Annotated in this window: 22 protein-coding genes, 1 other RNA gene and 1 pseudogene; 7 read left to right on the top strand and 17 right to left on the bottom strand. The window is 37.0% G+C overall.

Features of this window, described 5'->3' with window-relative positions; translation table 11 throughout:
* Positions 1 to 93: 93 nt before the first annotated feature.
* The 16 genes from ACFIJJ_RS03980 to ACFIJJ_RS03905 all read right to left on the bottom strand — a co-directional run bounded on the left by ACFIJJ_RS03980 (position 94) and on the right by ACFIJJ_RS03905 (position 16,265).
* Entirely contained in the window at positions 94 to 507 is a 414-nt protein-coding gene (locus ACFIJJ_RS03980) for a helix-turn-helix domain-containing protein (RefSeq protein WP_012754634.1), read from the bottom strand.
* Between the two features lie 147 nt (positions 508 to 654).
* Positions 655 to 2,289 carry an apolipoprotein N-acyltransferase gene (gene lnt, locus ACFIJJ_RS03975; RefSeq protein WP_375623045.1) on the bottom strand — a complete coding sequence of 545 codons (1,635 nt, stop codon included), beginning with the start codon at positions 2,287 to 2,289 and terminating at the stop codon, positions 655 to 657.
* A complete protein-coding gene (locus tag ACFIJJ_RS03970) occupies positions 2,252 to 3,277 on the bottom strand; it encodes a hemolysin family protein (RefSeq protein ID WP_375623047.1) in 1,026 nt (341 codons plus the stop codon). The genes lnt and ACFIJJ_RS03970 overlap by 38 nt, the downstream gene beginning before the upstream one ends.
* Before the next feature lie 85 nt (positions 3,278 to 3,362).
* Positions 3,363 to 3,854, bottom strand: a complete 492-nt coding sequence (ybeY, locus tag ACFIJJ_RS03965) for an rRNA maturation RNase YbeY (RefSeq protein WP_375623049.1) — start codon at positions 3,852 to 3,854, stop codon at positions 3,363 to 3,365.
* Positions 3,851 to 4,975, bottom strand: a complete 1,125-nt coding sequence (locus tag ACFIJJ_RS03960) for a PhoH family protein (protein ID WP_375623107.1) — start codon at positions 4,973 to 4,975, stop codon at positions 3,851 to 3,853. The genes ybeY and ACFIJJ_RS03960 overlap by 4 nt, the downstream gene beginning before the upstream one ends.
* 159 nt (positions 4,976 to 5,134) lie before the next feature.
* Positions 5,135 to 6,511, bottom strand: coding sequence for a tRNA (N6-isopentenyl adenosine(37)-C2)-methylthiotransferase MiaB (gene miaB, locus ACFIJJ_RS03955; protein WP_375645984.1), 1,377 nt, complete (start codon positions 6,509 to 6,511; stop codon positions 5,135 to 5,137).
* Positions 6,512 to 6,542: 31 nt separating this feature from the next.
* The gene (rimI, locus tag ACFIJJ_RS03950; RefSeq protein WP_375623053.1) at positions 6,543 to 7,034 is read right to left on the bottom strand and encodes a ribosomal protein S18-alanine N-acetyltransferase; all 492 of its coding nucleotides are present in this window, start codon (positions 7,032 to 7,034) and stop codon (positions 6,543 to 6,545) included.
* Entirely contained in the window at positions 7,034 to 7,720 is a 687-nt protein-coding gene (gene tsaB / locus ACFIJJ_RS03945; RefSeq protein ID WP_375645983.1) for a tRNA (adenosine(37)-N6)-threonylcarbamoyltransferase complex dimerization subunit type 1 TsaB, read from the bottom strand. Before tsaB ends, rimI begins: the two co-directional genes overlap by 1 nt.
* A 918-nt stretch (positions 7,721 to 8,638) precedes the next feature.
* Positions 8,639 to 9,667 (bottom strand): YeiH family protein, encoded by a 1,029-nt coding sequence (locus ACFIJJ_RS03940; RefSeq protein WP_375645981.1) that lies wholly within the window; start codon positions 9,665 to 9,667, stop codon positions 8,639 to 8,641.
* A gap of 66 nt (positions 9,668 to 9,733) precedes the next feature.
* The gene (gene recR, locus ACFIJJ_RS03935; RefSeq protein ID WP_273790577.1) at positions 9,734 to 10,339 is read right to left on the bottom strand and encodes a recombination mediator RecR; all 606 of its coding nucleotides are present in this window, start codon (positions 10,337 to 10,339) and stop codon (positions 9,734 to 9,736) included.
* Between the two features lie 30 nt (positions 10,340 to 10,369).
* Complete coding sequence (locus ACFIJJ_RS03930; RefSeq protein WP_273790576.1) at positions 10,370 to 10,693, bottom strand: YbaB/EbfC family nucleoid-associated protein; 324 nt, start codon at positions 10,691 to 10,693, stop codon at positions 10,370 to 10,372.
* A gap of 14 nt (positions 10,694 to 10,707) precedes the next feature.
* A complete protein-coding gene (locus ACFIJJ_RS03925; RefSeq protein WP_375645980.1) occupies positions 10,708 to 12,648 on the bottom strand; it encodes a DNA polymerase III subunit gamma/tau in 1,941 nt (646 codons plus the stop codon).
* A gap of 221 nt (positions 12,649 to 12,869) precedes the next feature.
* Positions 12,870 to 12,967: signal recognition particle sRNA small type (gene ffs, locus ACFIJJ_RS03920), an RNA gene on the bottom strand.
* Between the two features lie 864 nt (positions 12,968 to 13,831).
* Positions 13,832 to 14,239 (bottom strand): hypothetical protein, encoded by a 408-nt coding sequence (locus tag ACFIJJ_RS03915; RefSeq protein ID WP_375623062.1) that lies wholly within the window; start codon positions 14,237 to 14,239, stop codon positions 13,832 to 13,834.
* A gap of 434 nt (positions 14,240 to 14,673) precedes the next feature.
* Positions 14,674 to 15,537, bottom strand: coding sequence for a prephenate dehydratase (locus tag ACFIJJ_RS03910; protein WP_375623064.1), 864 nt, complete (start codon positions 15,535 to 15,537; stop codon positions 14,674 to 14,676).
* The gene (locus tag ACFIJJ_RS03905) at positions 15,534 to 16,265 is read right to left on the bottom strand and encodes a 3-deoxy-manno-octulosonate cytidylyltransferase (RefSeq protein ID WP_375623066.1); all 732 of its coding nucleotides are present in this window, start codon (positions 16,263 to 16,265) and stop codon (positions 15,534 to 15,536) included. The genes ACFIJJ_RS03910 and ACFIJJ_RS03905 overlap by 4 nt, the downstream gene beginning before the upstream one ends.
* Before the next feature lie 104 nt (positions 16,266 to 16,369).
* Between ACFIJJ_RS03905 and ACFIJJ_RS03900 the strand changes: the two genes are divergently transcribed.
* Together ACFIJJ_RS03900 and ACFIJJ_RS03895 are read left to right on the top strand one after the other, a co-directional pair.
* Positions 16,370 to 16,945, top strand: coding sequence for a c-type cytochrome (locus tag ACFIJJ_RS03900; protein WP_375645979.1), 576 nt, complete (start codon positions 16,370 to 16,372; stop codon positions 16,943 to 16,945).
* A gap of 723 nt (positions 16,946 to 17,668) precedes the next feature.
* Positions 17,669 to 17,887 (top strand): annotated as a pseudogene (locus ACFIJJ_RS03895) (Arm DNA-binding domain-containing protein); the annotation flags it as partial.
* A 337-nt stretch (positions 17,888 to 18,224) separates the two neighbouring features.
* Here ACFIJJ_RS03895 and ACFIJJ_RS03890 read toward each other — a convergent pair.
* The gene (locus ACFIJJ_RS03890; protein WP_375645977.1) at positions 18,225 to 19,019 is read right to left on the bottom strand and encodes a molybdopterin-synthase adenylyltransferase MoeB; all 795 of its coding nucleotides are present in this window, start codon (positions 19,017 to 19,019) and stop codon (positions 18,225 to 18,227) included.
* An 87-nt stretch (positions 19,020 to 19,106) separates the two neighbouring features.
* Between ACFIJJ_RS03890 and gshB the strand changes: the two genes are divergently transcribed.
* The 5 genes from gshB (at position 19,107) to pstB (ending at position 24,870) form a co-directional block, all read left to right on the top strand.
* Positions 19,107 to 20,054: a glutathione synthase gene (gene gshB / locus ACFIJJ_RS03885; protein ID WP_375645976.1), complete on the top strand. Its 948-nt coding sequence runs from the start codon at positions 19,107 to 19,109 to the stop codon at positions 20,052 to 20,054.
* Positions 20,055 to 20,187: 133 nt separating this feature from the next.
* Complete coding sequence (locus tag ACFIJJ_RS03880) at positions 20,188 to 21,234, top strand: PstS family phosphate ABC transporter substrate-binding protein (protein ID WP_375645975.1); 1,047 nt, start codon at positions 20,188 to 20,190, stop codon at positions 21,232 to 21,234.
* Positions 21,235 to 21,310: 76 nt separating this feature from the next.
* The gene (gene pstC / locus ACFIJJ_RS03875) at positions 21,311 to 22,771 is read left to right on the top strand and encodes a phosphate ABC transporter permease subunit PstC (protein WP_375623076.1); all 1,461 of its coding nucleotides are present in this window, start codon (positions 21,311 to 21,313) and stop codon (positions 22,769 to 22,771) included.
* Positions 22,768 to 24,060 carry a phosphate ABC transporter permease PstA gene (gene pstA, locus ACFIJJ_RS03870; protein ID WP_375623078.1) on the top strand — a complete coding sequence of 431 codons (1,293 nt, stop codon included), beginning with the start codon at positions 22,768 to 22,770 and terminating at the stop codon, positions 24,058 to 24,060. Before pstC ends, pstA begins: the two co-directional genes overlap by 4 nt.
* Before the next feature lie 51 nt (positions 24,061 to 24,111).
* Positions 24,112 to 24,870, top strand: a complete 759-nt coding sequence (pstB, locus tag ACFIJJ_RS03865; RefSeq protein ID WP_012230692.1) for a phosphate ABC transporter ATP-binding protein PstB — start codon at positions 24,112 to 24,114, stop codon at positions 24,868 to 24,870.
* Positions 24,871 to 24,891: the final 21 nt, after the last annotated feature.

Here is a 24,891-nt window from a genome sequence, read left to right as displayed (position 1 = left end):
AATTGCTTACTAAAGTCGTCACCATTTGCTAATTCTACAGCAAATAGTCAATGCAAATTTATATGAATAAAAGAGAAAAGATATAATTTTAATTTATAACTTATTTGTCAAATCTTCCTCAGAAAGTGCTTTTGCTAAGTCAATAATTTTTCGACGCACTTTAGCATCAGATATATTTGTAAAAGCGCGCATGAGCTGAATCCCTTCGCTGCTAGAACAAAAGTCTATAAAATTGTGATCACTTTCGGCAAAACCCTCTACTTGTTGGGAGGTAATACCTTTATCAAAAAAGTAAGAAACAGGAACATCCATAATTTCCGCTATCGCTTGAAGACGACTGGCACCAATACGGTTTGTTCCTTTTTCATATTTTTGGATTTGCTGAAAAGTAATTCCTAATTTTTCACCTAGTTTCTCTTGAGTGAGTCCTAAAATATTACGACGTAAACGGATACGAGTTCCAACATAGATATCTATAGGGTCAGGTTTTTTTCTAGTTTCGGTCATAATGCAACTCTTTATTTCCAGCACTTTTTTCTAAATCAACATCATATTTATGCGCAGCTGATTTATCATATAATTAAAACAATATGTAATATTTTTTCCCAATATTACTGGTACACGCAACATAATACCGTACAAAGGGCACTTGAATCATTTAAGCTGTTTTGTAAAACCAAAACCAATACGACACAATAGCATAAGGATGAATAAGATAAAAGTAGAGAAAGTTCTGTATTCATTGCTTCCTATAGGGGTAATGGATGATGGAACTTGTGAATCAATAATGCCCACAGCATTTTGTCGAAGAGCTACAACGATTCGTCCATAAGAATCAATAACAGCTGATATGCCATTATTGGCTGCCCGTATGAGGGGGATTCCCAGTTCAACGGCACGAAGCTGTGCTTGTTGAAGATGTTGATAGGGTCCAGGCGTTACACCAAACCATGCATCATTTGTAATATTAATAATTGCTTGAGGTGGGGAACCTTTAAAAGTCATTTCATGGGGAAATATTGCTTCATAACAAATCAAGGGTAGATAAGAAAATCCGTTTGGCATTGTAACAATTTTGCGCACACTTGCAGCACTATATCCACCAATAGTATCGGCAAGGGTACGCAATCCAATTTTTTTCAATAAATTCTGATAAGGAAGATACTCACCAAAAGGAACCAAATGAAGTTTATCAGAAGTATTTAAAATATTACCTTGAGCATTAATGACTGCAATTGTATTAAAATATTGTGTTTGAGAATGAGGTAGATCATTGCTGGCGCGTATTGCTCCGATAATAGCCCATTGTTTAGGTTTTAAAAGAGAGGCAATGTGCATTGTGATAGATGAGTTATCATAAAGAAGGTAAGGAACGGAAGCTTCAGGCCATATGATAAAATCAGGTTCTGAATTTTGATCGGTTGTTGGTGTTGCACTTAGCTTCATATGCGCTTCCAACATAGCTTCTCGTGTATTATCACGCAACTTTATATTTTGTTGGATGGACGGTTGAACAATGCGCACCCAATAAGCACTTTTTTGATCTTCAGCTGTGTTTTCTATAGTATGAAGACGATAAAACCCAAAACCACAGTGAATGAAGATAAGTGATAAGCAAAGAGAAAGTGCCACTTTCTTTTTTTCATCCGTTAATAAAACAGTTGGCAAACTGTAGGCTAAGACAGCAAGAATATTCATTCCGTAAAGTCCTACGATTGCATCAGATTGCATGAACATTGGGGTTGGCATGGCTGTATAGCCAAGAGAATTCCATGGAAATCCTGTGAATAAAAACGCACGCAACCACTCGGACAATCCTAATGCAAAGGCTAAAACAAAAAAGCGTGCTATTCCTTTTGTCCATAATAAACCGACAATGAAACCAGAAAAAAACCAATAAAGAGAAAGGTAGAGTGGAGGGAATAAAATGGCTAATGGGACGGCCCAACCAAAAGAATCTGGATCTGTTAACAAAGCATTGCATAGCCACCAAAGTCCGCAAATAAAATAACTAAAACCAAAGGTTCCACAGCTTAAAGCGTAAGTAAAAAAATGTTTTTTATTATTTTTTGTGGCCTGTATTGAGTCAAGTAAAACAATAAAGAGAGGGAAAGTTAAAAAGCAAAGAGGTGTTAAATAAAAGGGTGGAAGTGCAAAAGAAGTAAGAGCACCACACAGAAATATCCATGCTTGGCGTTTCCAGCCTGTAACAGAGAACAAAAAAACGATGAAATTGTGTAAAAACGCTGGACTATTCTTTAGGGATGGCATTGTTTTCAAGATTCTCATTTTTTGGAATGCGAAAAATGCGCAACCGTTTAATCCGGCGTTTATCAGCTTCTAAAATACGAAATCTATAGCCAGGTACAGCTTCAACAATTTCACCTTTGGCAGGAATGCGATCAAGAATGGAGACGATCAAACCACCAATAGTATCAACTTCATCACCATATTCCCCTACGATAAAATCAGGACCAAGAGCTTTCTCCACATCTTCTAGTTCAGTTCTTGCATCAACGAGCCATTTATTATTTGGTTCACGTACGATAGCATTGTCGACATTATCATGTTCATCTTCGATATCCCCAACGACTAACTCAACAATATCTTCCATTGAAACGAGACCATCTGTTCCTCCATGTTCATCAATAACTAAAGCCATTTGAGTTCGTGTCGTTTGCATCCGTGTTAATAATTTGCTTGCAAGCATAGAACTGGGAACAAAGAGAACTGTTCGGATTAAGTCCAATTCACCGATTGGAGTATGTAAGTCTGTATGGTTTAATTGAAGCAAATCGGATTTTTGTTCGGTTTTTGTTGGATTGATAATAAAGCGAATCATATAGTTAAGAATATCGCGGATATGGATCATGCCGCGCGGATCATCTAAAGTTTCAGCATAAACGGGTATGCGAGAATGACCAATTTTTGCAAAACATTTAAGTGCTTCTCCAAGTGAAGTGTTTATTTCTAATGCTTCGATTTCAGAACGAGGTATCATAACATCATCCACGCGTGCTTCACGTAAGCGTAAAATGTTATGCAGCATAGTACGTTCTTCAGGCGAGAAGGGGGCGGTATCTTTTTCATTGTTAGTCGTGAGGGCAACGGTAAGATCATCGCGCAGTGACGTAGGTGCACAATTACGACCACGTAAGAATGAAAATAAATGATTCATCAGAGAATATTTTTCTGTATGATTCGTCTGTTGAGAAGTTTTTTTTTCATTGTTAGAAGATGTTTGACTATTATTTTGTGTATTTATTTTGTTGTCCATGGTTTTGAAATCTTCTAAACTTTCTTTCTTATAATAGATAAATAAGAGGCTTTAAATGGTATGCTTATAATATTAATTTTAAAAGTTAAATTTTATCATTGATAGACAATTCAGCGTAAGGATCTTTTATGGAAAGCTTTTGAAGAATTTCTCTTTCGAGCTTTTCCATTTTATATGCTTCATCATCAGTTTCATGGTCATAACCAAGCAGATGCAAGATACCATGAACAATCATATGTGTTAAATGGTCTTGAAATGTTTTTCCTTCTTTCTCTGCTTCGAAAACAACAGTTTCTCGGGCAATAATAATATCACCGAGCATGGGACCAGGTCGATTTCCAGCTTTAAGTGGAAAAGCAGGAAAGGATAATACATTAGTAGATTTGTTTTTGTTGCGCCATTGTGCATTGATTTGTGCCATATGTTCATCATCCGTAAAAAGCAAGCTAATCTCGCTTACAACATTTGCCAATGAAACATGATGCATAGTTGCCATTAATGCTTTTTCAGTGATATTATAAAGCATTTTCTCATCATTCCACCCTGCGCTTTTAATCATTATATCAATAATAATCATGATGAATCAAATTCATTTTTTAATGCATCGCATGCGAATGATTTTTTTTTATTTTGTATTTCTGAATCACGATCATAAGCACGAACGATAGCAGCAACAAGTGGATGGCGTACAACATCTTTTTCATCAAAATGCACGATTGCAATATTTTCTACATTTGAAAGAATGCGAATTGCTTCAATGAGACCTGATTTTTGCCCTGTAGGCAAATCAATTTGGCTTACGTCACCGGTAACAATCATACGCGTTCCTTCTCCAAGACGTGTGAGAAACATCTTCATTTGCATGGGCGTAGTATTTTGTGCCTCATCAAGAATAACAGCAGCATGGGCAAGTGTTCGTCCGCGCATAAAGGCAAGAGGAGCAATTTCTATGACACCAGAAGCTAAAATACGTTCTATTTTTTCAGCGGGCATCATATCATAAAGGGCATCATAAAGTGGTCGTAAATATGGGTCGATTTTTTCTTTGAGATCACCGGGAAGAAAACCAAGATGTTCTCCAGCTTCCACAGCTGGACGTGAGAGAATAATTCGCTCAATGATACCACGTTCTAGAAGCATTGCAGCATGAGCAACAGCAAGATACGTTTTTCCTGTTCCTGCTGGTCCTACACCAAATACAAGTTCAGTATGCTCCATAGCGCTTATGTAAGCATCTTGTGTTGGAGTTCTTGGATGAATTATTTTTTTATGGGTACTCAACCGTGCTGGTATAGTTTTCGTTGCAGGTTTGTGTGTTATGGTATCTTCTTTCTGCTTCTTTGGTATATCTGCCATAGCAATCGCTCCTTTTATATCTGATAAAGTGAGCTCTTGATGTGTTTTGGCACGTTCATAAAGTTGCTGCAATACATATTGCGCACGTTTTATAACAGAAATATTTCCACGGATTAAGACTTCATTACCACGCGGATGAATACGAAGTTCGAGTTTTTTTTCGATATAAGCGAGATTTTCGTCAAATTTACCAAAAACTGCTTTTGCATATTTATTATTTTCGAAAATCAAAACAACTTGGCTCACATCTGAAACGCTTGTTTGTTTCAAGGTATCAGTCTTTTCAAGGGACGTATTTACTTTTTCTTTAATACGCTTTATTTTTTCGGTTGAAGCTTTCAGCCTATTCTCCATTCTATATAAATATTGCACATTTTGTTAAGTAAATTTTATAAAAGACAATTTTTTACAAAAAGTGCACGCTTTAGATGTAATCATTTTCTTTTAAAATAAAAGAGTTTTCCAAAATATTTATTTTTGAACAAGGTTTTAGAGGCATATTTATCTATCTATCATTTCACCAACAAAACTGTTTGAGCTTGCATTTTTAATATGAATTTCTATCACACTACCTGTAGAGGCTTTTGTATCGACAACAACAGGTAAAAGCCAAGGGGAACGTCCTACCATTTGCCCTGAGTGACGTCCAGGTTTTTCGATAAGAACGTTCGTTTTTTGACCAATTTTAGAACGCAAAAATGCATCTTGTTGCTCAAGGAGAAGGAGCTGTAAATGTTGAAGTCGGGCATCTTTTACAGATTCATCAACATGATTTTTCATTGTGGCTCCCACTGTTCCAGGACGGGGGGAATATTTAAAAGAATAAGCTGAACTGTACTGCACTTGTTGAATAAGTTTAATAGTTTCTTCAAAATCTTCATCTGTTTCTCCTGGAAACCCTACAATAAAATCGCCTGAAAAGGCAATATCTGGCCGTGCGCTTCGAATTTTTTCGATAAGATGAAGATAATGAGAGCTTTTGTGTTGTCGGTTCATGGCTTTTAAGATGCGATCTGAACCTGATTGAACAGGCAGATGGAGGTAAGGCATTAACATATCAAGGTCTCGATGCGCGGCAATAAGGCTATCATCCATATCACGTGGGTGGCTGGTTGTGTAACGCAAACGCTTTAAACCATCAAGTTTTGCAAGATGGTAAAGAAGATCGCCAAGACGCCAAGTTTTTCCATCAACACTTTGTCCATGCCAACCATTAACATTTTGTCCAAGCAACGTAATTTCTTTAACTCCTGCTTCTATGAGTTGGCGGGCTTCCTCGGTAATTTGCTCGACGGACCGTGATATTTCGGCACCCCGCGTATAGGGAACAACACAAAAAGTGCAAAATTTATCGCACCCTTCCTGTACTGTTAGAAATGCGCTAACACCCCGTTTTCTTACTGCATGTTTATTGTGAGGCGGCAAATGAGCAAATTTATCTTCAACAGCATAGTCTGTTTCGATAATTTTTTTTCCTTGTTTGACTTTTTCTAACAATTCTGGCAAGCGGTGATACATTTGCGGACCAATAACAAGATCCACTGTTGGAGCACGGCGCAAAATTTCACTTCCCTCAGCTTGTGCAACACAACCTGTTACACCAACTGTCAAGGGTTTATCAGGTGTGCGTTCTTGACGCATAACGCGCAAACGACCAAGATCAGAATAAAGTTTTTCTGCTGCTTTTTCACGAATATGACAGGTATTAACAAGAATAAGATCGGCATCATTGGGAGTTTGTGTTGTCACATAGCCTTGTGAACTGAGACTATCAGTCATCCGTTGGCTATCATAAACATTCATTTGACATCCATAGGTTTTGATGAAAACCTTTTTAGGAGCAACAGGAGGCGTATTTTTAGGATTTACTTTATTCATAGCGCATGTCTAAATGTTTTTTACACAAATCTCAATCTATTTGCTTAAAAGTTTTTTGCATGATAATTGCATCACCGCGACCATTTTTTGACGGGTAGTAGGCAAGACGTTCAGAAATTTTTTGAAATTTGAAGCGTTGATAAAGGTTCAAAGCAGAAAGGTTTGTAGCTTCTACTTCCAAGAATAATTTTATAGCGCGCTTGTTGTGAAGATGGCAAACTGTGCGATCGACAAGAAGGGTAGCAATTCCTTGTTGACGATAATGAGGGTGGACAGCAATTGTGATGATTTCTGCTTCATCAAGGATGAGACGGCAGAGGCAAAAGCCTAAAATTTGATCAGGGTGATCAAGGAGAAAAGCTTTGTACCCGAAGATAGAGTGATCTGTTAAGAAATTATCAAAAGCTTGTTTTGTCCAAGCAGGGGTAAAACAATGTTGATGAATTTGATGAAGAGCAGCACTATCATTAATTTGTAGCGGAGCAATCTCAAAATTTTTTTTTGTCAATGAAAATTTGGACATTATTTTTTTCGTGGTAAAGCAAAATCGGTTTGTTGTTTTGCATCAGCACTGCGAAGATAGAGTGGGCGAGGTGAGTTTTGTGGTTGTTTGTTGGCAGCAAGATAAGCATAGCTTACAATATCAGCCGCTTCGCAGGGGATTTTTTCTAGGACAATTTTTTCGTTTATTTTATGGTTTTTAATATGCTGTACAACGACATCAGCGGCTGAGCCAGTCAGTCGGGTTTTTTTTGGCAAATCTTCGAGGATATTTTCAATTGTTTTTAATCCCGGCGCTCCCAAAGGTGTGAGATCTTTATGGAAATTTTGATGGTAAAACATATCTCTTCCTGCTTCAATAACAACAGTAATTGCCGATGTAGAATTTTCATTGGTTGTTACTTGTGCGGCTAATGCTTCAAGAGCACTCACTCCAACAGCTGGTATCTCAAGTGCTAATGCCAAAGCGCGCGCTGTTGCAACACCGACACGTACACCAGTAAACGATCCAGGTCCAATATTGACAGCAATACGTTCAACTTGATCAAGCGTCATATTGGCTTGTGTCATTATTTGTGTAATCTGCCCAATAAGTTTTTCAGCATGTCCTTTGTTCATGCGCTCATTGATGCGCGCAATAACAGACTTATGGCAAATGAGTGCAACAGCACAATAAATTGAAGCAGTATCTATAGCAAGGATAAGCATAAAAATAGTTTAGTTGAATAAAACGATAAACAAAAGGCCTGTTATATTTTTAATCTTTTTACTGTTGTATATTCCATTTATAAGAAAGTTACTAGTGCCAATAAGCAACAATATCTTTTATAGAATAGAATGAGCTATTGATTTGATTCTTATTTGTTTTTATTGTTAATACATTGATTTATAATGATATTTATTATTTCCATGTTAAATAAGATCCTTGGACATTGTAAGATTTTCTTATTTTAAATCTGCTTATCTTGAATCAATTGAAATCACTTGCTTGCACACCACAAACGAGGCTGGTGTGTAGGTAAAAAACTATTAAGAAAGGACTAAAATGGCTCTTATGAATCATCTTGATGCAAGCGCTATCGGCAACATTGGGAGCTAGAAATAGAGCCGATAGTATAACGTTCCGGCTTGTACTTCACAAGCGAAAAGATGGGGAGTATAATGTATTTTATACACGTCATGGGGATTTTACAGTATGTTATTCATAGGCACTGCCGTGAAAGGGAGCTCAAGTGCGTTGAGAGGTGTTTTTTTACAAGAACGTGAATGCACAACATAAATATATTCTGTTTTGGGCGTTTTGTTCTTCGTGAGAGACGTAACCCCATTAAAGTGTATATTTATCAATCTTTTATACAAACTTTAATTTAATGAGATTAGAGATGAAAGAAATAGCATTATTTTGTATGATTTACGTATTTAATACTATATCGCTGCAAATTATTATGGGTTAAAAAGTAATTTTGGCAGTTTGCGCTTCATATTATAGCTCTTTCAATTTTTGTATAGAATAATAGGCAAATTTTTAGAATTTTTGCTGGTTTTATGAAAGAGCTGATTTTAGTAGTAGTAAGACTTTGGATTGATTGTATACTCCGTTGAAAAAAGAAACAATCAATGCATATTTCAAAATGTTATATGATTTAAATCATTCAATTGTATCATGATAAGGCTACAAATACCGAGAATAATTATGGAGCAGGTTGAAGTCAAAATGACGCGCCATCCTGCTTTTTTTAATGATCGTATATCAACACCTAAACCTAATGCTGCCATTGAAATGATAGTGAATACCTGAGCAATAAGTTTGATCGGATTTATAGCCGTTTCAGGAATAAGTCCGCTTGAGCGGATAAGCATCATGATAATAAAACCGATTATAAACCATGGCACAAGAGTATGTAGACGAAAACGTGTTTGTGCTGAGCGATGATAGATAATTGATAGAATAAAAATAACAGGACCTAACATGAGAACGCGTACCAATTTAACAATTGTTGCAATTTGGACGCTTACAAAAGAGATAGATGCTGTTGCTGCCAAAACTTGCGGTACAGCATAAACAACCATGCCAGCAAGCACGCCATATTGGCTAAATGACAAATTCAAAGATGGATGTAAAAAGGGTAGAAATAAAATAATAAGAACTCCTAAAAGAGCAGTAAAAGCAATTGATGCGGCTACTTCGTCATGCTTTGCTTTAATGACAGGTGCAACAGCGACAATAGCTGAATTGCCACAAATAGCATTCCCGCAAGCGACCAGCATTGCCAAATGTGTAGAAAGCCCGAAAAGTCGGCCGATAGCAAAGCTCAGGATAATCGTTACGAATATCACGAATATGATACTAGCAAGCAAATTCCAACCAGCTGAAAGGACTGCGTTAATGCTAATGCTTGCTCCTAGAAGAACGATAGCAATTTCAAGAAGTGTTTTTGCAGAAAAGGTGATACCTTTTTGAAAATATGTTGGCAAAGGAAAACAACTACGGATAATCGATCCTAAAAGAATTGCCAAAACAAGGCTTTCAAGCCATGCTTGTCCAAAAAGCTGTTTTTCTACAACTTCTAAGCCATAAGCTAAGGCTGATATGAGTAAACATACTAAAATACCAGGACCAAAGTCGTTTAAAAGTGAAAGTTTTTTCTTTATCATTTTAATATTTCCCCCATAACAAAGAAATGATAGCAAACAAAAAGAGATAACAGATAAGAAAAAGTTTTAAAGATTTGTTCGTGCTTGTACAGCTGCTGCTAAAGTTCCATCATCAAGATAATCAAGCTCGCCTCCTACAGGCACACCATGAGCAAGTCGCGTAATTTTAACTGGAAAATTAGAAAGCTGATCAGTGATATAGTGAGCAGTTGTTTGACCTTCGACAGTCGCATTGACAGCAAGAATAATCTCCGTAATAGGATTTTGTACAACACGTTGTATTAAGGTGGCAATGTTGAGTTCGTCAGGACCTATTCCATCTAAGGGGGAGAGTCGTCCACCCAACACATGGTAACGTGCGGCTAAAGTTTTTGCACGTTCAAGAGCCCACAGATCAGCAATATCCTCAACAACGATGATTGTTGTATCATCGCGGCGCAAATCTGTACAAATTGAACAAGGATCAATGGTATCGACATTTCCACAAACAGAACAAATGCCGACTTTTTCGATAGCTGCTTGTATAGCTGCTCCTAAAGGCTCCAGCAAAGTCTCCTTTTTTTTGATAAGATGCAGTGCAGCACGACGCGCTGAACGTGGACCAAGACCTGGTAACCGTGATAAAATCTGAATGAGACGTTCAATCTCAGGTCCTGCAATGTATTTAGACATATTTTTGTCCCACGGAAAAAATCCGTTTCATTAAAATGGAAGCTTGAAACCTGATGGGAGTGGTAGCCCTGCCGTTATACTTTTGGTTCTTTCTTCTATTGCGATTTCGATTTTTGTTCTTGCTTCATTATAAGCTGCCATAATGAGATCTTCAAGAATTTCAGCTTCTTCAGGTTTGAGTAATGAAGGATCAATTTGAATTGCTGTTATAATATTTTTGCCATTTAAAGTGATATTGACGAGACCACCCCCTGCAGTACCCACAGCTTGTAGATTAGCTATTTCCTCCTGAATCTTCTGCATTTTTTCTTGCATTTCTTTGGCTTTTTTCATCATGCTCATCATTTCACGCATAGGAATAGGTATCCTTATTCATCATTGATATCATTTTTATTTTTAAAAATATCAGCATTTTTAAAGGTATTGGAGAGTAAATCAAGATCATTTTCTTCTTTATTGAGTCGAATATCGACAATTTTTGCTTCTGGGAAATGATTGAGGATTTTCGCGATATCAGGATCTGTTTCTGCATTAGAAAAAAGAGTCTTTTGAATCGCTATACTTTCCTCCTGTAAGGTTGGGCCACCTCCTTCATTAACAAAAGTTATTGTCCAGCGTTTTTCAGTCCATTGAGATATCTTTTTTTCTATATCATGAGCAAGAAATTGTGGGGTATTTTCAGAAAGTCTCAAGGTAATATGCCCAGCTTCAAAAGAAACAGGATGAACAAATTCTTTAACAAGGAGTTTGAAAGGAACATCATCATGCTGTTCGGCTAATTTAATAATATCGTGCAAAGAATTAATCACGAGAGTTTTAGGTTCAGTAATCTCTTCTGTTGTTTGCGTGACAGAATGCGATAAATTTGCAATCTTTCCAGAAAGATCAGTAGATTGAGAAGTTTCTAGAACCTCTGTTACTTCTTGAGCGTTGGTTTTTTCAGAAGTTTGATTTTTAACTAAATTTTCCGGTTGTAAGGAATGATCTAATTGGTTTTTCAAAGATGTTTTTAAATCTGATTGATCGGGTAATGTATTTGAAATGCTCGAGGAAACATGGGTATCGACCATTGTTTCTTTTGGTATATTATTTGCATTTGTAGATTCTTGATGAGAAGAGTTTTTAACCAGTGTGAGAGGTGTTTTTTCTTGCGTAAGCTTTTTTAAAGCTTCATCAAGAGTTGGAAGGTCAGCCGTGTGAGCAAGACGAATTAAAAGCATTTCAGCAGCTTGAAGTGGACGTGCAGTTTGATTAACTTCCTGTAAACCTTTGAGTAACATTTGCCAGTTTCGAGATAAAATAGGAACGGAAAGTTTTTTTGAAAAGTCTACACTTTTTAAACGTTGTTCTTCAGTTAGCGAAAAATCTTCCACTATTTCTGGTGTAAAACGTAAACGTGTGACCAAATGATTAAAATCGGCCAGTTCTGTCAATATAGTAAGAGGATCAGCCCCTGCTTCATATTGACTGCGTAATTCATGTAATGCATTGACAACATCGCCCTTCATAATAAATTCAAAAAGATCAATAATACGTGCTTGATCTGCGAGTCCTAACATTGTACGCACCGCAATAGCATTAACATTGCCATTGCTATGGGCAATCGCTTGATCAAAAATGGATAATGCATCACGTGCAGAGCCTTCTGCAGCGCGAACAATCATAGAGAGTGCTTGATCCTCTACTTCTACCTTTTCATATTTCGCAATTTGGCGCAAATGTGCACACAAAGCTTTTGATTCAATACGTCGCAAATCAAAACGTTGGCAACGTGAAAGGATTGTAATAGGAACTTTGCGAATTTCTGTTGTGGCAAAAATAAATTTTACATGGGATGGTGGTTCTTCAAGAGTTTTCAACAAACCATTAAAAGCTTGTGTTGAGAGCATATGGACTTCATCGATAATATAAACCTTATAGCGTGCAGAAACAGGACGATAGCGTATTTGTTCAATAATTTCACGAATATCGTCAATGCCTGTATGAGAAGCGGCATCCATTTCTATAACATCAATATGGCGTCCTTCGATAATTTGTGTGCAATGTTCACCAAGAGAGTCCAATACGGTTGTTGGTTGGTCAATATCTTTTGTTTTATAATTGAGCGCACGTGCCAAAATACGTGCTGTTGTGGTTTTTCCTATGCCACGAATCCCTGTTAACATCCATGCTTGTGCAATGCGACCTTTTTCAAAGGCGTTGGTGAGAGTACGCACCATAGCTTCCTGACCAATGAGGTCAGAGAAGTTTTGTGGTCGATATTTACGAGCAAGAACACGATAGGCTGTTTCTACCGGTACATTTTCCATGAATGTTTCCAACTTCAAAGTTCTTTATGCATACATTTTGATAATACAAAAGCATAGGTCAATACTGTACTCTCATATAAAAGGATTTTTTCTTAATCAAATTATTTATGGGACAATTTGTTTAAAGACAACCAAATCCCTTTACCGCTGCATACAAACGCTGCTCTGAAGATTTAAAATACTTCGCTAAAAGATAGCATAAAAATAATTTCTTCAGCAAAACAGGAGGCTGGCACGATGACCCGTACCAGAACTCGTTAGGGCTGCTTCTTTCCAGACCTGACCCAGTTGGCGAGTAGTTCGTCCACCACCAACCTCCCAAAATCCATATTGTCGATTTAGAATGAAAAATCAAGCTCAGAAACAAAAAATATTATAAGAACGATGAAGAATTTTCCTTTGCGTTTAATTTATTAACATATAAACAACAAAGAAGTTGAGGATTTATCAGTTTTCATAACAATAGCTCTTCATATTTTTTCTTTTAACATCTATGAATGTAAATCTTGAGTAGATATTATCGCTCTTTTTTCTTGAGTGCTGATTTTCTTCATTAAAGACGTTGGGTTCATCACCAGATGGATCAATATATGCGTTCCCATTATTGGAGAAAAGATTTCACATATCTTTTAAGGACTGTACTCTTACAAGAGACGATGCAATTTAAAAGCTATAAAATAATAATGATGGCACAGATTTATGATTTCATAACTGTAAAAATGGTATTTTATATACACGACATTTTATAGCTTGAAATAATTATATTTTTTGACGATAAGAGAAAAGCAAGATGAATTTTTTACAAGAATCTTGAATGAATATGATTAAAATGCAATGAGGAATGCCTCTATAAAACAATTTTTACTTCTCTTCTTAATCTATAAATGATTTGGGTACGATGTACTTTATAGTAATTAAAATGAAGCATTTGCGAAGGTAAAAGTTATATTCTTATTTAAAAATTAGCTCTGATGGTAGAGAGTAAAGAACAATTTAAGTTTAGTCATTTAGTTGTCGCAAAAGTTCTTTAATATCTAATTTTATGAGTAGCTTAAGGTTTTCCATATCATTACAAAACACCTCTTCAGAGATAAGTTTTAATAGCTCATTATAACCTATTTTGAAAAAAACACCTGAACAAAAGAATAATTTTACTCACATTTAGATGCTATTAGAAATATTATTAATCATAATCTCCTGTGTCACAATTTGTTCCAATAACTTTTTTCTTCGTAATATTTTTAAAAATATAATGTCCTGACGAAGGAAAACTTATATGAAGAGATTTTATATTTTTTAGGGTAAAGATCTTCTTTTCTTTATCATGGGTTATTTTCTTTTCATCATCAACAAAAATTCTCAATTTGTTTAAATCAGAAGGGGCAGAGTATGATAAAGTAAAGGATACTTTCTTCGGCTTAAAGATACTACAAGAGTATTCAGCTCCTTGATGGATTGTATCAGATGGTATGATCACAACACTTTCATCCAGCCCAAAATTCCATTTTTTCTCACCAAAGCCAGCGAATGCAACACTAGAGTAGACGAGAATATTGGCAGCTAATAATCCTTGCGTGAAGATTTTTTTCATTATCCTCTCCTTTTTTCTAAAGTTAGGTGGAATATAAATCAGTTTTTATAAAGATAAAAGTTCAAACTTAACGCTAAAATCAGGGCTAAGTTGCATTTTCTAGTTTTAAACCATGTTTAAAATGATATTAATCTAAGAGATTTGAATGCTCTATTATGTATAATAATTTGAATTATTTTGAGAGCAATTTAGAAGTTTGTTATCTTTATTAGAATAAATTGTCATAGGAAATGACTTTTCTCAAGAACCTCTCTTTAATGTGGAAAGGGAAATAGATGGTACAAGCGTTTTTATTTTTGGTTACTGTTTTTTCTTCTTCAGTGTTTATGAAGGGTGTTGAGTAGAAAAAACGAGCTCTTTCAAGATGCGTTGCATTATGAAATTTTTACGATGCTTTTTGATATCAACAAAAAATGATGGCAGCTTAATTGCTTTTATATATACGATGTTCGATCGTTTTGTGCCGGATAAGTGCCGATAATACGCAATTCTGCAGAAAAGAAAGACAACTCTTCTAAGGCAAGTTTCATCATAGGGTCTTCAGGATGTCCTTCAATATCAACAAAGAATTGTGTTGCATTGAAATTTCCACCAATTTGATAGCTTTCTAATTTTGTCATATTGATACCATTCGTTGCAAATCCTCCCATAGCTTTATAGAGAGCAGCGGGGACATTGCGCACGCGAAAAAGAAGACTGGTGATGATTTTTTCGCCATTTTGAGGTTTAGGGACATGTCGTTTGGAGCGTGAAAGGATGACAAAACGGGTAATATTATGAGGGTTATCTTCAACATCTCTTTCAAGAATATCAAGTCCATAGAGTTCTGCTGCGATTAAAGGTGCTAGAGCAGCCTGTGAACGTTTAGCATTTTTTTTAATAAATTTTGCAGCTCCAGCGGTGTCGGCAGAAACAACAGGTTTCCAACCGTTGTTTCGTATAATTTTTCGGCATTGTGCAAGAGCATGCGTATGGCTGTGGACGGTTTTAATTTCGTCATGTGTAACGCCGGGCAAAACCATGAGTTGAAAATGGATAGGTAAAAAATATTCATCAATAATATAAAGAGATGATTGAGGTAAAAGATGATGAATGTCTGCAACGCGTCCCGCAAGAGTATTTTCAATAGGGATCATAGCAAGATCAGCTTTCCCGCTTTCCACTAAATTAAGGGCGTCTTCAAAAGTAGCAGAGGGAATAGTATCCATATGGGGGAACATATTGGAGCAAGCAATATGGGAATTAGCGCCGTATTCTCCTTGGAAAGAAATTTTATTGGTTTTTTTAAATATTTTCATGCTAAAATCTCACAAACTCTATCGAGATCATGTTGTGTGTCCACACCTAAGGGAATTGTATCGATTATTTCCACATCGATACGCAGATTGTGTTCTAATGCGCGTAATTGTTCAAGTTTTTCACGTTGCTCAAGTGGTGAGGGTTTGAATGATACAAATTTCTCAAGTGCTTCGCGCCTATAGGCATATATTCCAATATGGTGATAAAGAGGACCATCTCCATAGGGTGCTGTGGCGCGCGTAAAATAAAGAGCACGAAGGCGATTTTGAGAAAGCGGTGTACCAATGATTTTGACAACATTGGGATCTCTTGTTTCATTTTCTTCAATGATTTGAGCACCCAAGGTTGCAATATCAGTAAGGCTATTTTCTAAAGGGCATAGCGCACGAATGATTTCCTGAGGCATTATTGTTGGGAGGTCACCTTGTATATTTAAAATGGCGTTGTAGCGTTGTGCAGGATCAATGCGCATTAAAGCTTCATAGATACGATCAGATCCAGACTTATGATCACCTCGTGTTATGATATATTCATGCCCATAATCTGCAACAGCTTTAGCAATATCATGATGATCTGTTGCAACGATTGTACGTCCTATTGCGGCTTTTTTGGCTTGTTCTGCGACATGAACAATCATCGGCTTTCCACCAATTTCAGCGAGAGCTTTTTGAGGAAGACGGGTTGAGCCTATACGGGCAGGAATAAGAATAATTGGTTCAAGAGCCATTGTAAGATTCCAAATGTCATCTGTGATGCATTTATGATGTTGTGTGTTATAAAGAAAAAGCTTAAACTAAAAATGGTAATGAAACCGTGAACATTTGAGTTTTTATGAATCGCCCGAGATTTATTTATTTTATTTGTGCTTGTTTATGTGTGCTGGTCATTATTGTGGGGATTTCCACACTCAGCAATATAATTTACGATCATCCTACATCAGTCCAATATCATCATACAGTTGCCAAGAATGATATATTTCAAGAAAAACAAAAAGCACCCGATGTTTCTTTATCACTAAATAGCCGCCTTCAACAAGGCGATTTTGAAAATGGCCGTAAAATTTTTCGCCAATGTGCCATATGCCACACATCTGGACGTAATGAAGCAGGGCGTGTTGGTCCAGTTCTCTGGGAGATTGTTAACCGCCCTTTGGCATCAGCAGCAGGTTTTGCATATTCACGGGCATTGCGCGCGCATTCTGATCAAAAATGGGATTTTGTAACGTTGGATCGTTATTTACATTCTCCACGTGAAGCTTTTCCTGGGACCATTATGTCTTTTCGTGGAATTAAAAATGACCAAGATCGTGCCGATCTTTTGCTTTATTTACGCAGTTTATCCGATCATCCTGTTCCTTTACCAATGGATAATAATAAAGCGAACGAGCCAAACTCACTTATACCATAGATGTTAATTTTAGAAAGAAGTCTGACTTTTTTTAATTTTAGTTTCACGGTTTTATAAAAAGAGCTCTTATTGATGTTTTGTTAGGGGGAACGCCCCTCACGCAAAACAGAACACATTTAACATTGCATATTTACTCGCTTATTTTAAAGAGATCTTTTATAAAAATACACTCTTTACGCTGTCATCTGCGGATTGGTTTTCAAGATTTGTGGGCTTCACTTTTTCTACATATACTTGTCTGTAAAATTATAGCTGAAGGATTATCAATTCATGAGCCGCAGCTTTCTGCTTCTGAATGTAATAATTATGTAATTAAAGCTCTCCATGAAGTTTATCTTAATCCTTCTATACACATCAATCCCCATGTATTTTTTTATGAACAGAGACAATTGATTGTTCTTATACGTGCAATGATCCTAAGCTGCATTTTATGATGCTTGATGAATAGACGTTTTCTCTTAAGGTTAGAGGTGTAGGTACAGATCATTGACCTTTTATAGTATCGGTCACTAAAATATGACTTAGATTATTTATAGGTTGTTGTCTGTATAAGACATTGATTTATAATTATAATTTATCGTTATTCACATTGAATTAGAACCCCGAATAACGTAGAATTCTCTCATTTCAAATCTGTGTATCTTGAATCAATCAAAATCACTTGCTTGCACGTCACAAGCGGGGCTGGCGTGTGGGTAAAAACTATAAAAGAAAGGAGTAAAAATGATTCTGATGAATCGGCTTAATGCAAGATCTGTCGCAACATTGGGGGCTGGCAAATATAATGATGGTGCCGGCTTGCTTCTTCATAAGCGTAAAGATGGAGATGCTCAATGGCTGTATCGTTATACCATTCACGGTCGGCGCCGCGAAATGAGCTTGGGTGCCTTAAGACATGTCTCTTTAAAACAAACCCGTGAATTGGAAAACCTATGGCGGTCTGAAGTAAGCACTGCCATGTGAAACAATTTTTATGTGTGAATAGTAAAATAGCTGAATAGAATTCCGCTGATTGTATTTTTATCTACGCCGAAAATTTTTTACACAAGAACACTGATGGCCGCTACATTTGCATGAGTCTCTGTCCATTTATAGACGATGACATGAAATTATGTCGATAATCCATTATAGAGAATTATTTTTTCACAAAAGGTTTTCCATATTTGTGATAAATCTAATAGTTTCCATGGGTTACAGTGTTTCGATGATTTGCGATAAAATACTAGTATTTCAATATATGTTGCGAGAGTGCTAAAAATTAGTGGAAGAGAGGACATCATCATGATTCTCCAAGCTTCTTAATAACTATGGCATTTTCTTTATAATTTGAGCGTTTATAGGTAATAACATTAAATTGCGCTAATAATCCGTTATAGAGAAGAATCTTTCCTACTAATGGCTCTCCGATGTTTGTGATCATTTTAATAACTTCCATTGCTTGTAGGGTCCCAATAACGCCAGGTAAAACACCGATGATTCCAGTTTCAGCGCATGTTGGGATAGTCCCGTGAGCTGGAGAGGTGGGAAATAAATCGCGATAGTGAGGATTATTGTCTTTATACGGCATAAGGACGGTTAATGAGCCATTAAAACGTTCTACAGCACCACTTATTAAAGGTTTTTTGCATTGGGCAGCGTGATCAGCAAGAAGATAGCGTGTCGTAAAATTATCACTTCCATCAACAATGATGTGGTAAGCATTGAGCAGTTTATCCACATTACTTTTATCTAAGCGTAGGGTGTGTTTTTCAACTACAACATGGGGATTTATTGCTTTTATAGTGGTTTCAGCACTGTCTGTTTTGCTTTTGTTTATTGCATTTGTTTTATGAATAACTTGGCGTTGTAAATTGGAAAGTGAAACGATGTCGTTATCGACAATTCCAAGGGTTCCAACACCTGCAGCAGCCAAATAGGTTAAGACAGAAGCACCAAGACCACCGGCGCCCACAACAAGAACGCGTGCTTTTTTTAGCTTTTGTTGTCCTGCGCCACCAATTTCAGGCAAAATGATATGGCGTGCATAGCGTTCGATTTCTTTGTTGTTTAATTTTATATCTGTTTCTTGTGTCATAAATTTTCTCTTGTCATAGTTCTTTTATTGTTTACTAAGTTTATGGTGCATAGACCAGTCTGCTTTTAGGATAGGGAGGATTTATTGATGAAAATTGCCATTCAGATGGATCATATTTCAACAGTTCGGATTCAAGGAGATACGACATTTGCACTCGCTTTAGCAGCACAAGAACGTGGACACTCTCTCTTCCATTATACACCAGATCGTTTATCTCTGTGTAATGGTTGTGTGATTGCACGACTAGAGCCATTGATTGTACATGATAAAGAGGGAAGCCACTATCAATTAGAAAAGCCTGTTCGCACTGAATTAACAGATATGGATGTGGTTCTTTTACGCCAAGATCCACCTTTTGATCTCAATTATATCACAACAACTCATTTGTTAGAACGTATTCATCCTAAAACACTCGTTGTGAATGATCCGGCATGGGTACGCAACAGTCCAGAAAAAATTTTTGTTACTGAATTTTCCGATCTGATGCCAGAAACATTAATTACCAAAGATATTGAAGAAATAACAGCTTTTAGAGAGACATTTGGCGATATTATTGTTAAACCACTTTATGGAAATGGGGGCGCTGGTATTTTTTATTTAAAACAAGATGATCGCAATTTAGCATCATTGTTGGAAATGTTTGCAGAAATTTATCACGAACCGTTTATTGTTCAGCGCTATTTAGAGGCAGTACGAAAAGGAGATAAAAGGATTATTTTGCTTGATGGTACACCTGTTGGAGCTATTAATCGAATTCCGACAGAAACAGATGTTCGTTCTAATATGCATGTTGGAGGTCGCGCGGAAAATGTTGAGTTAACAAAACGTGATTATGAGATTTGTGAACGCATTGGTCCAGCTTTAAAGGAACGCGGTCTTCTTTTTGTGGGGATTGATGTGATTGGAGATTATATAACAGAAATTAATGTGACGTCTCCTACAGGAATTCGTGAAATTAAACGCTTCTGCTGTACAGATATTGCTCATTTGTTTTGGGATGTTATTGAGTTCAAGCGTTCAAATGAATTTATTTGACAGAGGACAAAAACATGGTTTTAAAAAATGATCCATATTGTTTTTTTATATTTGTTATGTTGCAAATGTGAACTAGAATGACCGTATAATATAAATTAAGAGGCTTTATCCTCAATTTTTAGGGAGCTTATAGATGAATAGAGTATTATCAATTGGAGTGGGATTGTTTTTTGCGCTACTGCTGTCAGCAAATGGAGGCAATGCGCGCGATCAAATACAGATTACTGGTTCATCTACAGTTTTACCTTATCAAAAGATTGTTGCTGAAACATTTGGGGAAATTTATCCTCATTTTAAGGTTCCTGTTATCGAATCTGGTGGAACAGGAGCTGGTATTAAGGAATTCTGCCGTGGTATTGGGGAGAACACTGTTGATATTGTTAATGCTTCGCGAGCAATGAAACCGAGTGAATTACAGTCTTGTTTTGATGCTGGTGTAAAAGATGTTGAGGAAATACGTATTGGGTATGATGGCATTGTTTTTGCAACAGATATTAAGGGACCTGATTGGAAATTACAGCCAGTAGATGTTTATAAGGCCCTTGCGGCTCGAATTATTATAGACGGAAAGTTGCAGCCCAATAATGTTTCGAGATGGAATGCAGTTAATGGTGCTCTTCCTGACTGGACGATAGCAGCGTATATTCCTGGAGAGAAGCATGGAACGCGTGAAGTTTTTGAAGAAAAATTACTTGCTGTAGGCTGTAAAGAGAGTGGAGCGGTTGAGACGATGAAGTCTTTAGGGATGGATGATAAGGAAATATACGCTGCTTGTATTGCAGTACGTAAGGATGGAAAAGCGGTTGATATTGATGGTGATTATTCTGAAACATTTGCGCGTCTAACTTCTAATAAAACAGGGGTTGGTATTTTTGGTTTGTCTTTTTATCAAAATAATGCCGATAGGCTAAAGGTTGCCGATATTAACGGTTTTGCGCCAACAGTTGAGACGATTTCTAGTGGACAATATCCAGTTTCTCGTCCGCTTTTTTTCTATATTAAGAAAGCACATTTAGGTATTATTTCAGGTTTGCGAGAGTATGTTGATTTTTTTCTTTCTGATCAAATGATTGGTCCAGAGGGGCCTTTGGCTGAATATGGTTTGATTGTTTCTCCTGAAAAGGAACGTCAAGCACAGCGTTCTGATTTTTCTGCTGGTCGAGTAATGACATTGAAATAATTGGCTGGGAATAATTTGTTGGATTTCCAAAGTAAGAGTTTTTGGTGCTATTTTTTTATAAGAACTGAAAGATAAAATGCGCATTTCCTTCATTGTTTTGCTGTTGTTGACTCTTGGATTTTGTGGCTTTTGTATTTCTTATATGCGAGCACGCTTTCTTGAAGACAGACAACATAAAATGCATTCTCGTGCGTATTATTATGGCTGGTGGACATTTTTGATTACTGTTATTCCAGCTTTTATTTTTTTAATTTTTTGGGATGCGGGGAGTACAATTTATTTAGAATATAATGCCTCTCAAGAGCTTGGGGCGTATAGTGCGCATGTAACAGAGCCTGTAAATCATGATCTACTTTGGGAGACACTTCGAAGTCTCGTCAAAATGCTTCATCACTTTGAAGGGGACCTTTCTACCGTTTCCTATAAGAAAGTGCAGGAACAATTACTCACGAAAGGGTTTGTTTTACCTCATGAAGCATCGGATGATGTGTTCAAAATAGCACAATCATGGGTATTTTCTTCTGAAAAGCTTCAGTTTATTGGTCATGGTTTCCTTTTTGCTATTGCGTTCTTTGGTTTTATCTGTGGAATGATGCAAATTGCTCCTCAACAGCGTGCGCGTAATAAGGTTGAATCTTTGATTATTATTGGCTTGGCTTGTGCTTCTATCGTTGCTATCTTGACGACAATAGCCATTGCACTTTCTATGTTTTTTCAGACAATAAGCTTTTTTCAGTCTGTATCCTTTTCGAATTTCTTTTTAGGAACGGTTTGGGATCCACGTTTTTCTGCGAGCGGTTCAAGCAATGAAGTAGGACAATTTGGTTTAATACCGCTTCTTGCTGGTACGCTTTATATTGCATTTGTTGCCATGCTTTTTGCTGTACCTATAGGATTATTTTCAGCTCTTTATATGGCCGAGTATGCTTCTTCGCGATTGCGAGCAATTGTGAAGCCATTGTTAGAAGTTCTTGCTGGCATTCCAACGATTGTTTATGGCTTTTTTGCTTTGAAGGTTGTAGGACCATTTTTACGTGATCTCTCTGCTTCTCTCTCAGACGGGGTTAGTTTTATTATGGCGCAAAGTGTTTTGACTGCTGGAGTTGTGATGGGAATTATGTTAATTCCTTTTGTTTCCTCTTTGTCAGATGATGTTATAACAGCTGTTCCACGTATTTTACGTGAAGGTTCTTATGGTTTAGGAGCAACGCAGTCTGAAACGATTAAGAAAGTCGTTATACCTGCAGCGCTTCCAGGGATTATGGGAGCAATTTTGTTGACGGCATCGCGTGCAATTGGAGAAACAATGATTGTGGTTTTGGCGGCAGGTGTTGCAGCAAACTTAACACTCAATCCTTTCGAAGCAATGACTACGATGACTGTTAAGATTGTTAATCAATTAACCGGTGATTTTGAGTTTAACTCTCCACAAACTCTGGTGGCTTTTGCCTTGGGAATGACACTCTTTGTTATGACACTTTTGATGAATATTCTAGCTCTTTATATTGTGCGTAAATATCGGGAACAATATGAATGAATGAAAAAATTCTTTTTCCTCGTCGCAATATTAGCCTCAAACGTCGGTATTGGGCTGAACGTCGTTTTCGTGCCTATGGTTTAATTGCCATTTTTATTGGTTTGTTTTTTTTATTTGCACTTTTATGCTCTATTATTAGCCAAGGTTATACAGCTTTTTTTCAAAGTCAAATGACATTATCAATTTATTTGGATGAAAAGATCATTGATCCAGGTGGTCAACGTAAAACAAATCCACAGGTTCTCATAACGGCGAATTATCCGATTCTTGTACGCAATGCTTTAGCAAAGAAACTTGATATCGATCAAAATGATCGAGCTTCTCTGCGGGATGTTAATCGTATGTTTTCAAATGGCGTCCGTGTTCAACTTCGTGAAATGGTGACAAAGAATCCAAAACTGATTGGCACAATGCAAAAAATCAAAGTTTTGGCAGCTGCGGATATCGATTCTGCTTATAAGGGGCAGATTGATCTGCATGTAGCAGAAAAAAACCGTAAAGTTTCTAATCGACAAGTAGAATGGATAAAGCGTTTAGCGCATGATGGTACGCTTTATAAAACATTTAATGTTGGTTTTTTTACATTTGGCGCTTCAAGTCGTCCTGAAACTGCGGGCTTAGGTGTTGCGATCATTGGTTCTCTTTATATGATAGGCATCGTTTTATTGGTTTCACTCCCGATAGGCATAGCGACGGCTCTTTATTTGGAAGAATATGCACGCAAAAATAAATTTACAGATTTTATTGAAGTTAATATCAATAACCTTGCTGCTATTCCTTCGATTGTATTTGGTCTTTTAGGACTCGCGGTTTTTGTTAATTTTTTGGGGTTACCACGTTCAGCTTCTTTGGTTGGTGGTCTTGTTTTAGCGCTCATGACACTCCCCACGATCATTATTGCGACACGTTCTGCTTTGCGTGCTGTTCCTCTCTCTATTCGTGCCGCAGCGTTAGGGTTGGGGGCATCAAAAACACAAATGATTTTTCATCATGTTGTTCCTTTAGCAGCACCTGGTATTTTGACAGGCACAATTATTGGAGTAGCTCAGGCTTTGGGTGAAACTGCGCCTTTGCTTTTGATTGGAATGGTTGCTTTTGTTGTTAATATTCCTACGACCCCCATGGATCCAGCAACAGCTTTGCCTGTTCAAATTTTTATGTGGGCGGGTGAAGCAGAGCGCGCTTTTGTTGAAAAGACGTCGGGGGCTATTATTGTATTAATGATTTTTTTGGCGATCATGAATATTTCTGCGGTTTTTTTACGTCGACGATTTGAACGCCGCCAGTAATTTTAATAAAATAACAACTTCGATAAGATTTTTGTAAGGTGAATTTTTATAATGAAAATTAAAATGCGTGGTCAGGATGTGAAGGTTTCTTATGGAGACAAAGAAGCACTCCATGGTATTACACTTGATATTCCTGAACATCAAGTGACGGCTTTGATAGGTCCATCAGGATGCGGGAAGTCGACTTTTTTGCGTTGTTTTAACCGTATGAATGATACGATTGAAGGCGCTAAAATAACGGGTCTTATTACTTTAGATGGGGAGAATATTTATGACACACGGATTGATGTTGTAGAATTGCGTGCACGTGTAGGAATGGTTTTTCAAAAACCTAGTCCTTTTCCAAAATCTATATTTGAGAATGTTGCTTATGGACCACGCATTCATGGTTTAGTTAAAACGCGTTCTGAATTGCATGATGTCGTTGAAAAGAGTTTGAGGCAGGCAGGTTTGTTTGAAGAAGTAAAAGACCGACTTCATGATCTTGGAACAAGTTTATCAGGAGGACAACAACAGCGTTTGTGTATTGCACGCGCCATTGCGGTTAGTCCTGAAGTTATTTTGATGGATGAGCCCTGTTCGGCTCTTGATCCCATTGCGACAGCACGGATTGAAGAGCTTATCGATGCATTGAGGCAGAATTATACAATTGTTATCGTAACGCATTCCATGCAACAGGCCGCACGTGTTTCTCAATATACAGCTATGTTTCATTTAGGGCATTTGGTAGAAGTTGGTGCGACTGAAATGATCTTCACCTCACCAAAAGAACAACGGACGCAAGATTATATTACGGGACGTTTTGGATAGGTGAATTGAGGAGTATAAGAT

Source organism: Bartonella sp. TT29SHDZB (assembly GCF_042193395.1).
GTDB lineage: Bacteria > Pseudomonadota > Alphaproteobacteria > Rhizobiales > Rhizobiaceae > Bartonella.
This window is presented reverse-complemented; position numbering and strand designations above follow the sequence as displayed.